At 74.2% G+C, this 14,078-nt stretch carries 9 protein-coding genes; 6 read left to right on the top strand and 3 right to left on the bottom strand.

Annotated elements, in window-relative coordinates; genetic code table 11:
* Positions 1 to 30: 30 nt before the first annotated feature.
* The 6 genes from N5875_RS11970 to glgP all read left to right on the top strand — a co-directional run bounded on the left by N5875_RS11970 (position 31) and on the right by glgP (position 9,564).
* Positions 31 to 1,014: an AraC family transcriptional regulator gene (locus N5875_RS11970; RefSeq protein WP_318207814.1), complete on the top strand. Its 984-nt coding sequence runs from the start codon at positions 31 to 33 to the stop codon at positions 1,012 to 1,014.
* 285 nt (positions 1,015 to 1,299) lie between these two features.
* Entirely contained in the window at positions 1,300 to 2,730 is a 1,431-nt protein-coding gene (locus N5875_RS11965) for a 4-hydroxyphenylacetate 3-hydroxylase N-terminal domain-containing protein (protein ID WP_338493524.1), read from the top strand.
* A complete protein-coding gene (locus N5875_RS11960; RefSeq protein WP_318207812.1) occupies positions 2,727 to 4,166 on the top strand; it encodes an MFS transporter in 1,440 nt (479 codons plus the stop codon). Before N5875_RS11965 ends, N5875_RS11960 begins: the two co-directional genes overlap by 4 nt.
* Positions 4,167 to 4,334: 168 nt before the next feature.
* Positions 4,335 to 5,444 carry a monodechloroaminopyrrolnitrin synthase PrnB family protein gene (locus N5875_RS11955; protein WP_338493522.1) on the top strand — a complete coding sequence of 370 codons (1,110 nt, stop codon included), beginning with the start codon at positions 4,335 to 4,337 and terminating at the stop codon, positions 5,442 to 5,444.
* A gap of 22 nt (positions 5,445 to 5,466) precedes the next feature.
* Complete coding sequence (locus N5875_RS11950) at positions 5,467 to 6,858, top strand: FAD-dependent monooxygenase (protein ID WP_318207810.1); 1,392 nt, start codon at positions 5,467 to 5,469, stop codon at positions 6,856 to 6,858.
* 129 nt (positions 6,859 to 6,987) lie between these two features.
* Complete coding sequence (gene glgP / locus N5875_RS11945) at positions 6,988 to 9,564, top strand: alpha-glucan family phosphorylase (protein ID WP_318207809.1); 2,577 nt, start codon at positions 6,988 to 6,990, stop codon at positions 9,562 to 9,564.
* A 12-nt stretch (positions 9,565 to 9,576) separates the two neighbouring features.
* On the opposite strand, the gene N5875_RS11940 is transcribed toward glgP, so the two are convergent.
* From N5875_RS11940 to N5875_RS11930, 3 genes are all read right to left on the bottom strand, one after another.
* The gene (locus N5875_RS11940) at positions 9,577 to 11,121 is read right to left on the bottom strand and encodes a histidine kinase (RefSeq protein ID WP_338493520.1); all 1,545 of its coding nucleotides are present in this window, start codon (positions 11,119 to 11,121) and stop codon (positions 9,577 to 9,579) included.
* Positions 11,114 to 11,770, bottom strand: a complete 657-nt coding sequence (locus tag N5875_RS11935) for a response regulator transcription factor (protein WP_338493519.1) — start codon at positions 11,768 to 11,770, stop codon at positions 11,114 to 11,116. Before N5875_RS11935 ends, N5875_RS11940 begins: the two co-directional genes overlap by 8 nt.
* A 106-nt stretch (positions 11,771 to 11,876) precedes the next feature.
* Positions 11,877 to 13,907: a M4 family metallopeptidase gene (locus tag N5875_RS11930; RefSeq protein WP_318207806.1), complete on the bottom strand. Its 2,031-nt coding sequence runs from the start codon at positions 13,905 to 13,907 to the stop codon at positions 11,877 to 11,879.
* Positions 13,908 to 14,078 lie beyond the last annotated feature (171 nt).

The following is a 14,078-nucleotide window of genomic DNA, read 5'->3' as shown; positions in this document are numbered from 1 at the left end:
CAAACCGGGGCGGAAGTTGAAGGATCGTCCATGGCAATCGTGGGAACCGACCGTCACGCACAGCAGCCCGAGCAGGACGAGCAGGACGACCTGCTGAGCGAACTGCTCAAACCCCTCCGGCTCACCGGAGTCTTCGACAGCCGCTGGCACGTCCGCGCCCCCTGGGCCATCGAGGGCGACGCCGAACGCAGCTGCGCCGTCCTCCACTACGTCGTCGAGGGCGACTGCTGGATCACCACCGAGGACGAGGCCCCGGTCGAACTGCACGCCGGCGACCTCGTCGTCTTCCCGACCGGCACCGCGCACCGCCTCTCCGACCGGCCCGAACGCCAGGGGCTCCCGCTCAAGGCCGTGCTGCCCGAGCGGCAACCCGGCACCTCCGGCGAGATCGTCATCGAGGGCAACGGCCCCGAGAGCCGGCTGCTCTGCGCCGGGCTCCACTACGACGCCAGCGCCGCCACCGGCCTCTACACCTCGCTGCCCTGGGCACTCGTCCTCGACGGCCCCCAGGTCGACCGGGAGCCGCTGCTCCGCGACACCCTGCGGCTGCTCGCCGCCCCCGACCGGCCCGTCGGCCCCGGCGACCGGCTCATCACCCTGCGCGCCTTCGAGATGGCCCTGGTCCTGGCGCTCCGGCCGCTGCTCCGCGAACTCGCGGGCAACCCGGCGTCGCTGCCGCTGCTCCGGCACCCCGGGATCAGCCGGGCCGTCGTCATGATGGCCACCCGGTTCGCCGAACCCTGGACCATCGACTTCCTCGCCCGGGAGGTCGGCATGTCCCGCTCCGCGTTCACGGCCTCCTTCCGCGACCTGGTCGGCGAGTCACCGGCCCGGTACCTCGCCGCCCGCCGGATGCAGGAGGCCGGCCGGCTCCTCACCGAGACCTCCCTCCCGCAGTCGGCGGTGCCCGCCCGCGTCGGCTACCAGAGCGCCGTCGGCTTCCACCTCGCCTTCCGCAAATGGTTCGGGGTGACCCCGGGGGAGTACCGCGCGGGAGCCGACCGGGCCGCCTGAGAAGAGGCGGACCGGCCCTCCGGAACGGCCGGCGGCCGACGGTCCGGGCGGTGCCTCCGGGCGTCCGCGCCGACGGTCCGGGCGGTGCCTCCGGGCGTCCGCGGCGACGGTCCGGGCGGTGCCCTCCGGGCGTCCGCGCCGCCCCGGCTCCACCGACCTGACATCTTCGGGACTCCCTGGCCGGTTCTTAAGGACCCCTGGACGGACGCTCATTGTCCGGACGGGTCGCCCCGGACAGGCTCGGGACCGGCAGAGCCGTGACACCCGAGGAGAGGCGATACACCGGTGACGAGGTCCGGGCAGGAGTATCTGGAGGGGCTGCGCGACGGGCGCGAGATCTGGCTCGACGGGGAACGGGTCAAGGACGTCACCGCCCACCCCGCCTTCCGGTCCACCGCGGCCTCCTTCGCCGGCCTCTACGACCTCGCCGACGACCCCGTCCACCACCCCGTCCTCGTCCAGGGCGGGGTGCGCCGCGCGTACGCCGTGCCCCGCTCGTACGAGGACCTCGTCGCCCGCCGCCGCGCCTTCCGCACCACGGCCCGGGCCAGTTTCGGCTTCCTCGGCCGCACCCCCGACTACATGGCGGCCGGAGCGGCCGGGTTCGCCGCCGCGCCCGCCGTCTTCACCGGCGGGACCTTCGACGGCGCCGAGCACGCCCTCGCCCTCCACCGCCGGCTCACCGAGGGCGATCTGCACTGCGCGTTCACCCTCGGCAACCCGCCCCCGGGGCACGGCGGCGAGGACCTCACGCTGCGGGTCGTGGCGGAACGGGACGGCGGGATCGTCGTTCGCGGCGCCAAGACCGTCGGCACGGGCGCCGTCTTCGCCGACGAGATCCTCGTCGGCACCATCGAGCCGCTCGCCGCCGACGACCTCGCGCACGCCGTGACCTTCTCCGTACGGCCCGACACCCCCGGCCTCAGGCTGATCTCCCGCACCTCCTACGAGGAACGGTCCCGGTCCGTCTTCGACCACCCGCTGTCCTCCCGGTACGACGAGAACGACGCGATGCTGGTGTGCGAGGACGTCTTCGTGCCCTGGGAACGGGTCCTCACCCACCGCGACCCGGCCACCACCGGCGCCGTCTGGTGGCAGACCCCCGCCTACCTCAACTTCGTCCACCAGTCCGCGACCCGCTTCTGGACCAAGCTGGAGTTCCTCACCGGACTCGCGATCCTCATCACCCGCGCGAACGGCACCGAGAACCTCCCGCCCGTCACCCAGGCCGTCGGCCGGCTCCTCGGCATGGTCGCCCAGGCCAAGGCCTTCGTGCTCGCCGCCGAGGCCGCGTACGAGGAGGTCGACGGCGGGCGCGGCGGCGTCCGCCCCGGGCAGGACATCTCCTTCGCCCAGCGGATCATGGCCGGCGAGCTCTACCCGCGCGCCGTCCAGGACATCAGGCTCCTCGCGGGCGGCGCCCTCGTCCAGCTCCCCGCCAGCGGCCAGGACCTCCTCCACCCCGAACTCGGGCCCCTGGTCCGCCGCTACTTCGGCACCCCCGGCCACCCCGCCGAGGACCGCGTCAAACTCCTCAAGCTCGCCTGGGACGCCCTCGGTTCCGAGTTCGCCGGCCGCCACGAGCAGTACGAGCGCTTCTACCACGGCGCCCCGCACGTCTACCTGACCATGCAGACCTGGGCCGGCGCCGCCGACGACTGCGAGAACCTCGCGCAGGCCTGCCTCGACGGCTACGGCCTCGGGACGACCCGGTGACGACGGCACCGGCACCACGGCGCGGGGCGCTCGCCCTGCTCGCCGCCACCCAACTCCTGCTCATCATGGACACCGCGATCGTCAACGTCGCACTGCCGTCCATCGGCGAGGACCTCACCGCCGGCTCCGCCGGACTCTCCTGGGTCGCCAACGCCTACCTCATCACCTTCGGCGGACTCCTCCTCCTCGGCGGCCGGATCGCCGACCTCCTCGGCCACCGGCGGGTCTTCCTCGGCGGCCTCGGCCTGCTCGCCGTCGCCTCCGCCGCCGGTGGTCTCGCCCCCGGCGCCGACGCCCTCGTCGCGGCCCGCGCCGCCCAGGGCGTCGGCGCCGCGCTCGCCGCGGCCGCCGCCTTCGCCCTGCTGCTCCTGCTCTTCCCCGACGGGCCCGCCCGGCACCGGGCGCTCGGCGCGTTCGCCGCGATGGGCGGCCTCGGCGGGGTCCTCGGCACGGTCCTCGGCGGCGTCGTCACCGACCTGCTCGGCTGGCGCTCCACGTTCTGGCTGAACGTGCTGCTCGCGGCCGCCCTCGCCGCCCTCGCCCCGCTGGTCCTCGACCGCCGCACCGGCCCCGGCCGGCACGGCGGCTTCGACCTCGCCGGGGCGCTCACCGCGACCGCCGGACTCGGACTCGTCGCCTACGCGCTCGTCGGCGCCGCCGACGCCGGGTGGCTGTCCGCCCGTACCCTCGGCGCCGGAGGAGCGGGCCTCGCGCTGCTGCTCGCCTTCGCCGCCGTCGAGTCCCGGGCAGCCGCGCCGCTCGTCCCGCCGTCCGTTCTCACCCGGCCCGCGCTCCGGCTGTCCAACACCCTGGCCGCGCTCGCCCAGACGACCCTGTTCCCGATGTTCTTCCTGGTCAGCCTCTACCTCCAGAACGTGCTGGGGTACTCGCCCCTCGGCGGCGGTCTGGGCCTGCTGCCGCTGTCGCTCGTCGTCGTGGCGGTCGCCCCGCAGACCGGCCGGCTCATCTACCGGATGGGTCTGCACCGGACGATGACCCTGGGGTTCGTGCTGCTGAGTGCGGGGACGCTGTGGCTGGCCCTGGCGCTCACCCCCGACGGCGGCTTCGCGAGCACCGTCCTCGCCCCCAGCCTGCTCCTGGGCGCCGCCCTGCCGCTCGTCATGGTCACCACCAACGTGGCGGCGACGGCGGAGGCCGCGGGCGAGGAGACCGGACTCGCCTCCGGACTCGTCAACACCAGCCAGCAGTTCGGTGCCGTCCTCGGCCTCGCCGTCCTGGTGGCCGTCGCCACGAGCCGTACCGAAGCCGTCGACGCGGCCCGCGCCGCCGCCGAGACGTCGGGATACCGCGCCGCCCTGCTCACCGGCGCCGCCTTCGCCGCCGCGGCCGCCCTCGCCTCCGTACGCCTCCACCCGCCGAGACCGACCCCGCCGGCTTCGCCGCCCTCAGGGAAAGAGGTCCCGGAACACCGCTGACCAGCACGATGCCCGACACCACCAGGCGAGCGAGCCGAAGGGGCGCGCGGCTGTCGTGAGGGAGAGCGCGCGGAGGTCCCGAGGAACGAGGGACCGAGCACGGTCGACCGTCGACAGTCGCACCAGCGCCCCGGAGGGGAACCGAGCCTTCAAAAAGGAGGAGCCCCCGTGCTGTTGGGCGATCCGCGCCATCGCACCGAGGACATACGCGCCGCCGACCCGCTCGGCGCCGACGGCCTGCTCGCCGCCGTGCCCACCATGAACGCCGACGCCGACGTCGCCGCGCTCACCGTCGCACTGCGCGCCCTCGTGCCGGACATCGACCGTGCCGCCCAGTGGAGCGTCGGTCACGCGCTCGCCGCGATGCGGGACCTCGGCATCCTGCTCGGCTCACTGAAGCGGCACGGCGTCCAGCCCCTCGCCGCCGTCCCCGAAGCGCTGCCCGTCCTCGAACTCCTGGGCCGCCGCACCGACATGGTGCCCAGGGACACCGTCCACCACTACACCACCTGGAACCCGCCCGGCCGGCGCCGCCGCTCGTACACCGGCCATCCGACGGAGGCCCGGCTCCAGGACGCCGTACGGATGGTCTTCCCCGGCCTCGTCGCCGCGCTCGACGACTGCGGCCGGGTCGCCCGCCTGGAACCGTACGACCCGGGCTTCGCCACCGCCCTGGACCGGGTGGCCCGCCACGTGCGGGCGATGGTCGACTCCATCGACCTCACGGTGGCGCAGGTGTCGCCGGAGTTCTTCGCGGTCGCCCTGCGCCCCTACTTCGAGGAGATCGAGGTGGACGGCCGGGACTACCTCGGTCCGGCCGCCGCACAGGTGCCGCTCTGGCTCGTCGATCTGACGCTGTGGCAGTGCGACCGCTCCGATTCCGCCTACGAGGCCTTCCTCACGGAGTCCGTGCCGTACGCGCTGCCGGCCTGGCGCGCCTTCCACGCCCGGCACCGGGGCGGGGTGTCGGCGGTGAGCAAGCTGTCGGCCGCCGTCAGCTGGGAGGGCGCGGACCGGCTGCCGCCCTCGCTGACCGCGTCGGCGGAGGCACTCGGCCGGGTGCTGCGCCTCCTGAAGACCTTCCGCGCCCGGCACCTCGGCATCGCCCGCAAGGCGTACAGCGAGGAGACGCGGCTGTACGAGGAGGGCAGCGGCGGGGCCCCGGTCGCGCTGCTGCGCTCGATCCTGGATCTGACCAGGGAGAACGAGACCATGGTGCGCCGCGCGACCGTGCGGCGCCGTCCCGCAGGGGCCCCCGTCGGGCCGTCGGCCGCGTAGCGGCGCCGAAGGAGCAGTCGTCATGTCCCCCCACACCCCCTCCGTGTTCTCGCCGGTCCACGGCCGCCGCCCCACGCCGGACTACGCGCCGGACTATGGGCAGAGCCCGCACATCGTGATCGCCGGCGGTGGCATCGCCGGCCTCACCACCGCCCTCTCCCTGCACGCCGCCGGCTTCGAGCGGGTGACGGTCGTCGAGACGGCACCCGCGATCCGCCCGGTCGGCGCCGGGCTCAACCTGATGCCGAACGCCGTCCGCGAACTGGACGCGCTCGGCCTGCTCGACGCCCTGGAGGCGGGCGCCCTCCGCACCCGCGAACTGCGCTACTACCACCGCTCCGGCGGGCTGATATCCCGGGAGCCGCGCGGCCTCGGCGCGGGCTACCGCTGGCCGCAGCTCTCGGTCCACCGCGGGCACCTCCAGCAGGTCCTCGCGGGCGCGGTACGGGCCAGGCTCGGCCCCGCGGCCCTGGTCACCGGGGTCCGGGTGAGCGGCGTGGAGCCGACACCGGACGGGCGGCCCCGACTGCGGCTCGAACACCGGGAGGGCGCCGTGCACGGCCGTGCCTCCCTCGAACCGGACGTGCTCGTCGGCGCGGACGGCATCCGCTCGACGGTACGGGCGGCGCTGCACCCGGGGGAGGGCGGGCCGCCCTGGAACGGGATGCTGGTGTGGCGGGGGGTGTCCCGGATGCCGGCGCGTGCGGTGGGCTCGTTCATGCTCATCGCCGGCGACGACCGGCAGAAGGCCGTCGTCTACCCGATCGGCCGGCCGACCGGGCCCGACCGCGAGGTCCTGGTGAACTGGGCGCTCGCCCGCCCGGCGGAGCGCACCTGCGGGTCCGGGACGGCGCCGGGGGAGGAGCGGTTCCTGGGCGACTGGAACAGGCCCGTCCCCGTGGAGACGTTCCTCCCGTTCTACGAGGGCTGGGAGTTCGACGGCGTCAGCGTCCCCGACATCCTGCGCGCCGCCGACTCCGCGTACGAGTACCCGATGGTCGACCGCGAGCCCCTGGACCGGTGGACCCACGGCCGCACCACCCTCATCGGCGACGCCGCCCACGCCATGTACCCGATCGGCTCCAACGGGGCGACCCAGTCGATCGTCGACGCGCGCGCCCTCGCCCACGCCCTCGCCCGGCACGCCGACCCCGAGGACGGCCTCGCCGCGTACGAGCGGGACCGCCGCCCCGTCACCACCGCGCTCCAGCGGGCCAACCGGGAACGGGGCCCCGAGGTCGTCATCGACCTCGTGCACGCGCGCGCCCCGCACGGCTTCACCGACATCCACCAGGTCATCCCCGCCGAGGAACTCGCCGCCATCGCCTGCCGGTACGCCACCACCGCCGCCTTCGACCCGGCGAGCGTGAACCAGGGCTCCCCCTACGAGGTCCCCCTCCCGGCCATCGGCTGACACGCGCCCCACCGCTCCCCGTGCGCCGTCGCGCGGCGGGAACGGTGTGCCCTAACGTCTGAGCGGAACGACGGACGCACAGCGTGGTGCGTCCACTCCGCTCCGTACTCGCCTGCGAAGGTGGAACGCGTGAAGGCAATCCGTCGATTCACCGTGCGTCCCGTCCTCCCCGACACCCTTCGACCCCTCGCCGACCTCGCGCACAACCTGCGCTGGTCCTGGCACGAACCCACCCGCGCCCTCTTCGAATCGCTCGAACTTCCCGGCCCGGCGGCGCCGTCCGGCGGCACCGACCCCGTCCGGATCCTCGGCGCCCTCGAAGGCCCCCGGCTCGCCGCGCTCGCCGCCGACCAGGACTTCCTGGCCCGGCTCCGGGCCGCAGCCGAGGACCTCGACACCTACCTGCACGCCCCCCGCTGGTACCAGCGGGCTTCCGAACGAACAGCCGACGCGCCCGCCGCCGTCGCCTACTTCTCGCCCGAGTTCGGCGTCACCGCCGCCCTGCCCCAGTACTCCGGCGGCCTCGGCATCCTCGCCGGCGACCACCTCAAGTCCGCCAGCGACCTCGGCGTCCCGCTCATCGGTGTCGGACTGCTCTACCGGCACGGCTACTTCCGCCAGTCCCTCGGCCGGGACGGCTGGCAGCAGGAGCAGTACCCCGTCCTCGATCCCGGCGAGCTGCCGGTCACCCTGCTGCGCGAGACCGACGGTGCCCCCGCCCGGATCACCCTCGCCCTGCCCGGCGGGCGCAGCCTGCACGCCCACCTGTGGATCGCCCAGGTCGGCCGCGTCCCCCTCCTCATGCTCGACTCCGACGTCGAGGAGAACGCGCCCGGCGAACGGAGCGTCACCGACCGGCTGTACGGCGGCGGCAGCGAGCACCGGCTCCTCCAGGAGATGCTGCTCGGCATCGGCGGCGTCCGCGCCGTCCGTACGTACACCCGGCTCACCGGCACCCCCGCGCCCGAGGTCTTCCACACCAACGAGGGCCACGCCGGCTTCCTCGGCCTCGAACGCATCCGCGAACTCCAGGGCGGGGGACTCGACTTCGACAGCGCCCTGGAGACCGTGCGCGCCGGAACCGTGTTCACCACCCACACGCCCGTCCCGGCCGGCATCGACCGCTTCGACCGCACCCTGGTCGCCCGCCACCTCGGCGAGGACGGCGCGCTCCCCGGCGTCGACACCGGTAAGGTCCTCGCCCTCGGCGACGAGACCCCGCTGGGCGGCGAGCCCGGCCTCTTCAACATGGCGGCCATGGGCCTGCGCCTCGCCCAGCGCGCCAACGGCGTCTCCACCCTCCACGGGGCCGTCAGCCGGGCCATGTTCGCCGGGCTCTGGCCGGGCTTCGACGCCGACGAGGTGCCGATCACCTCCATCACCAACGGCGTCCACGCTCCCACCTGGGTCGCCCCCGAGGTCGGCCGGCTCGGCCCCGACCCCGCCGACCGCGAGCTGTGGGAACTCCGCCGCACCCTGCGCGAACGGCTCGTGACCGACGTACGGGAGAGGCTGCGGGCCTCCTGGCGGCAGCGCGGAGCGGCAGCCGCCGAACTCGGCTGGACCGACTCCGTCCTCGACCCCGACGTCCTCACCATCGGCTTCGCCCGCCGGGTCCCCTCGTACAAGCGGCTCACCCTCATGCTGCGGGACAAGGACCGGCTGCGGGCGCTGCTGCTGCACCCCGAGCGGCCCGTGCAGCTCGTCGTCGCCGGCAAGGCCCACCCCGCCGACGACGGCGGGAAGCGGCTCGTGCAGGAACTCGTCCGCTTCGCCGACGACCCCCGGGTCCGGCACCGGATCGTCTTCCTGCCCGACTACGGCATGGCGATGGCCCGCGGCCTCTACCCCGGCTGCGACGTCTGGCTCAACAACCCCCTCCGCCCCCTGGAGGCCTGCGGCACCAGCGGCATGAAGGCCGCGCTCAACGGCTGCCTCAACCTCTCCGTCCTCGACGGCTGGTGGGACGAGTGGTTCGAGCCGGACTTCGGCTGGGCCATCCCCACCGCCGACGGGGCCGCCGCCGCGGACGAGGACCGCCGCGACGACCTGGAGGCCGCCGCGCTCTACGAGCTGATCGAACGCCGGGTCGCCCCCCGCTTCTACGACCGGGGCCCCGACGGCGTCCCGGCCGGCTGGACGGCGATGGTCCGCCGCACCCTCACCGACCTCGGCCCGAAGGTGCTCGCCGACCGGATGGTCCGCGAGTACGTCGAACGGCTCTACGTCCCCGCCGCCGCCGCCCGCCGGGCGCTCACCCCGGACCGGGCGCGGGACCTCGCGGCCTGGAAGGCGCGGGTCCGGGAGGCCTGGCCCAAGGTGACCGTCGACCACGTCGAGGTCGGCGACGACCTCGCGGACGACCTCGACGACGCGGAGCTCGGCGCGACACCGGTCGTCCGGGTCCGGGTCGCCCTCGGCGCCCTCACCCCCGACGACGTCGAGGTGCAGGCCGTCACCGGCCGGGTCGACGCCGACGACACCCTCGCCGACACCCGAACCGTCCCGCTGAAGCCGGCGGGCGGCCCGGACCTGGAGGGCCGGCAGCCGTACGCGGGCACCCTGGCGCTCGACCGCACCGGCTCCTTCGGCTGCACGGTCCGCGTCCGCCCCTCCCATCCGCTCCTCGCCCACCCGGCGGAACTGGGCCTGGTGGCCCTGCCGGAGGAGACGACGGGGGCGGGGGCGGGGGTGCTGCTCCGCTAGCCCGGCGGTCGGTCACGGCACCTCGGCCTTGTCGGCGAGGTGCCCGTCGACGAAGCACAGCCGGTACACCGGCACCACGGCCAGCATCGTCGAGCGGTAGTACCGGCACTCGTCCATCCCGGGCGGCTCCGGCGGAGCCACCTGCGGCGCGCTGTCCAACGGGTGCTCGGGCCAGTCGTCGACGGTCTCGTCGAGCTGCGCGGGCGTCTGGCCGATCCGGATCCTCGCGTAGTCGTCCGGCTCCAGATACGACTGGGCCTGCGTCCACGCGGCGACCCCCAGCATCAGCGCGCCGAGCGCGGCGAGAAGCGCGAGCGGGATCCAGATCGCCCGCGCCAGGCCCTTGCGGACCTCGCGGCGCGCCCGGTCCAGTTCCCTGGCCGAGGTGGGGGCGGCGGGCAGCGGCGCGGGGGCCGTGCGGGGCAGCACGGCGGTCAGGGCGAAGCCGCCGTCCTCGGTGGCGCGATGGGTGAGGGTGCCGCCGGCGAGGCGGACGCGCTCGCCGAGGCCGACGAGGCCGGTCCCGCCGGAGCCGGACCCGAGGTCGGGCCCGCCCGAGCCGGGCCCGCTGACCACCTCGACCCGTACCGTCGCCGCCTTGTCGTCCTCCGGAGTCACGGTGATCGAGACCGCCGCGCCCGGCGCGTGCTTGGCGGCGTTGGTGAGACCCTCCTGCACGACCCGGTGCAGGGCGAGCCCCGACATCCCCGGCAGCGTGGGCACGGGCGTCGTGGCGAGGGTGACCGTGAGCCCCGACGCGCGGGCGCGGGCCGCCAGTTCCTCGACGGTCTCGCCGGCCGGGCTCGTCGGCGCGGTGTCGTCCTCCTCGCGCAGGACACCGATGATGTCCCGCAGCCGGGCCGTCGCGTCCGCCGCCGCGCGGCGCAGCTCGCCCGCCGCCCGCTGCTGGTCGGGGCCGAGGTCGGGGGAGACCTCCAGGGCGCCCGCGCGGATCGCGATCAGGGCCAGGTCGTGGCCGAGCGAGTCGTGCATGTCGCCCGCGATCCGCGACCGCTCCCGCAGCCGCTCCCGGTCGGCGACCGCCGCCTGCTCGCGTTCCATCCGGTCCGCCAGCTGCCAGCCGCTCCGCACGAGACGGTCGTACTGGCGTACGTACCGGCCGATCAGCCAGGGCGCGACGACGGCGAGGGCGAGCGCGAGCAGCAGCGTGAACCACTGGCCGAGCGAGGTACGGGTGATCGAGGTGAGGAGCAGACCCGTGACCGCGATCGAGCCGAACAGCCAGAGCGCCGCCCGGGTGTGCTCCTGGCGCCGCCCCGCGAGGTACCCGAAGGCGACCAGGGCCAGGCTGTACGAGGGGGTGAACAGCTCCAGGGAGGCGGGCAGGCTCGCCGCGACCGTGGCGCCGAGCGCGACGAGCGGCCACCGCCGACTGACCGCGACACAACCCGCGAGGACCACTACACCCACGGCGACCTGGAGCCAGCTGCCGCCGTCGTTCGGGTCCGACCTGAGCAGGACGGGCACGCAGAGCAGCAGCCAGAGCCCGAGGTCGAAGAGCCGCTCGCGGACCGGCTCGCGCGGTGCCTCACGCATCGGGCACCAGGCCCGCCTCGTACGCGAGGACCGCGAGCTGGACCCGGTTGCGCAGGCCCAGCCGGCCCAGGACGGCGCTCACATGGGCCTTGACGGTGCCCTCGACGACGTACATCCGGTCCGCGATCTCCTGGTTGGAGAGCCCGGCGCCCAGCAGGGCGACGACCTCCCGCTCCCGGCCGGTGAGCCGGTCGAGACGGGCGCGCGCCGCGGCCGCGCGGGCCAGGCGCTCGCCGCCGAGGGTGTCGATGACGCGGCGGGCCACGGTGGGGGAGAGGGCGGCGCCGCCGCCCGCCACGGCCCTGACCCCGGCGATCAGTTCGCGCGGGTCCCCGGACTTGAGCAGGAAGCCGCTGACGCCGCTGCCGAGGGCGCGCGCGATGTACGCGTCCTCGGAGAAGGTGGTGAGCATGACGACGGCCGCGCCCGGGACGGCCCCGCGCAGCTCCTCGGCCGCGCCGAGTCCGTCGAGGCGGGGCATCCGGATGTCCAGGAGGACGACGTCGGGGCGGTGCTCGCGGGCGAGCTCGACGGCCTCGTGGCCGTCGCCGGCCTCGGCGACCACCTCGATCCCGGGGTCGGTGGCGAGGATGGCCCGCACCCCGGCCCTGATCATCGTCTCGTCGTCGGCCAGCAGCACCTTGATCATGGGTCCAGCGTATGCAGACGCACGGACGCCCGGAGGGAACGTTCCCTCCGGGCGTCCGGCACTTGTGACTCGGGTTACTCACTCATCCGTCGAGCGGCTCGCGGGCCTACGGGAAGGTGAGCTTGAAGCTGTTGATGTAGCCGGTGTCGATCGAGGCCTTGTCCTGGACGCGGAGCTTCCAGGCGCCGTTGGCGACCTCGGAGGAGGCGTTCACGGTGAAGGTCTGGACGATGTTGTCGGCGCTGCCGCCGGACCGGTTGCTCAGGCTGTAGGCCGAGCCGTCGGGGGCGACGAGGTCGACGACGAGGTCACCGCGGTAGGTGTGGACGATGTTGACGTCCACCTTGAGGGTGGAGGGCGCGTTGCCCGCGACACCCGTGACGTTGACCGTGGAGGTCACCGCGGCGCCGTTGTCCGGGATGGACACGTCGGCCGTGTTCTCGAAGACCTTGCCGGTGGGCGGCTCGGTGGTGCCGGGGCGGGTTCCGACGTTGACGCCGGCCCAGGCGTGCTGGACGGCGAGGACCTCGGGGCTGCCGGCGCCGTACAGCTCCGTGGCGACCGCGACGGTGCCCGTGCGGGCGCCGGCGTAGTTGGTGGAGGAGTTGAACTTGGTGGTGAGCGCCTTGAACCAGATCAGCGAGGCCTTGTCACGGCCGATGCCGGTGACGGGCAGGCCGTCGGAGGTCGGCGAGTCGTAGTTCACGCCGTTGACGGTCTTGACGCCGCTGCCCTCGGAGAGCAGGTAGTACCAGTGGTTCGCCGGGCCCGAGGAGTAGTGGACGTCGATGGAGCCGATGCCCGAGTACCACGCGTCCTTGGACGAGCCGTCCTTGCTCGGCTTGTCCATGTAGCGCAGCGGGGTGCCGTTGCCGCGGATGTCGATCTTCTCGCCGACCAGGTAGTCGCCCTTGTCCTGGGTGTTGTTGGCGTAGAACTCGACGGCCGCCGCGAAGATGTCCGAGGTGGCCTCGTTGAGGCCGCCGGACTCGCCGCTGTAGACCAGGCCGGCGGTGACCGACGTGAGGCCGTGCGTCATCTCGTGCGCGGCCACGTCGATGGACGTGAGCGGCTTGGCGTTGGCCGAGCCGTCGCCGTACGTCATGCAGAAGCAGGAGTCCTGCCAGAAGGCGTTGACGTACGCGTTGCCGTAGTGGACCCGGGAGTACGCGCCGACGCCGTCACCGCGGATGCCGGAGCGGCCGTGCACGTTCTTGTAGTAGTCCCAGGTGAGGGCGGCGCCGTAGTGCGCGTCGGCGCCGGCGGTCTCCAGGTTCGACGGGGTGCCGTCGCCCCAGACGTCGTCGGAGCCGGAGAACAGCGTCCCGGTGCCGGACGTACCCCGGTTGAGGTTGTACGTCTTGTGGTTGCCGCGGGTCGTGTCGGTCAGCGTGTACGAGGGCGCGGTGCCGAGGGTGACCGAGCCGCTGTACTGGGTGTTGCCGGTGCCGGTGTGCACGGCCTGCCACTCGTACAGCTTCGCGCCGGACTTGGCGTCCGTCACGACGTGCAGCTCGTTCGGGGTGCCGTCGTGCTGGAGGCCGCCGACGACGGTCTCGTACGCGAGGACGGGGGCGCCCGAGGCCATCCAGACGACCTTGCGCGGGGCGCGCTCGGCGTCCGTCTCCTTCGAGCCCTCCGCCGCGGCGAGGCCGACGGCCTGCTTCTCGGCGGCGGCCGGGGCGACGGTGGCCTTGAGGTCGACGTTCTTCAGCTCCGCGCGGGAGGACTTGGTGACCCCGGTGGTCGCGCCGGCCTTGGTCTCGGCGACGATCAGGTCGCCGCCCAGGACGGGCAGTCCGGCGTAGGTGCGCTCGTAGCGCGTGTGGGTCGTGCCGTCGCGGTCCTGCACGACGTCACGGACGACCAGCTTCTCCTGGGCGCCGAGGCCGAGTTCCTTGGCCGTGGCGGCCTTGTCGGCGTCGGCCGCCTTGATGAGCGCGGTGCGCTCGGCGGGGGTGAGGTCGGCCGGGAGCTTGCCTGGGTTCGCCGACGTGCCCTGCTGGGCCTTCGGGGCGATGCTCCAGGGGGCGTCCGCCGCGGTGGCGGCACCCGACTGGACGCTCACGGCGAGCATGGCGGCGGCAGCGATCAGAGCGCCGGTCGCGGTGGCGCGACGGCTGGGCGTGGATCTCACGCAGACTCCTTCTTGCGAGGGGGGTACCGGCGGACTGGGTCGGCCCGTCCGGGCGGAGCAAGCAGAGCTGTGGAGCACGTTCATATGGCGCGGACTCGTTCGGGTGAAGCAGCGAACTCTGGTGCGAAGAGCCGGGGAGAGAGTGACAGGAATGACGGGGACCTGTCAGGA

This window comes from Streptomyces sp. SJL17-4, assembly GCF_036826855.1.
GTDB lineage: Bacteria > Actinomycetota > Actinomycetes > Streptomycetales > Streptomycetaceae > Streptomyces.
Note: the sequence above shows the minus strand (reverse complement) of the source record. Positions and strands in the feature narration are given on the sequence as shown.

Coding starts and splice junctions, on each gene's coding strand:
- N5875_RS11970 (WP_318207814.1), top strand. CDS start 31: ATGGCAATCGTGGGAACCGACCGTCACGCACAGCAGCCCGAGCAGGAC.
- N5875_RS11950 (WP_318207810.1), top strand. CDS start 5,467: ATGTCCCCCCACACCCCCTCCGTGTTCTCGCCGGTCCACGGCCGCCGC.
- N5875_RS11940 (WP_338493520.1), bottom strand. CDS start 11,121: ATGCGTGAGGCACCGCGCGAGCCGGTCCGCGAGCGGCTCTTCGACCTC.
- N5875_RS11935 (WP_338493519.1), bottom strand. CDS start 11,770: ATGATCAAGGTGCTGCTGGCCGACGACGAGACGATGATCAGGGCCGGG.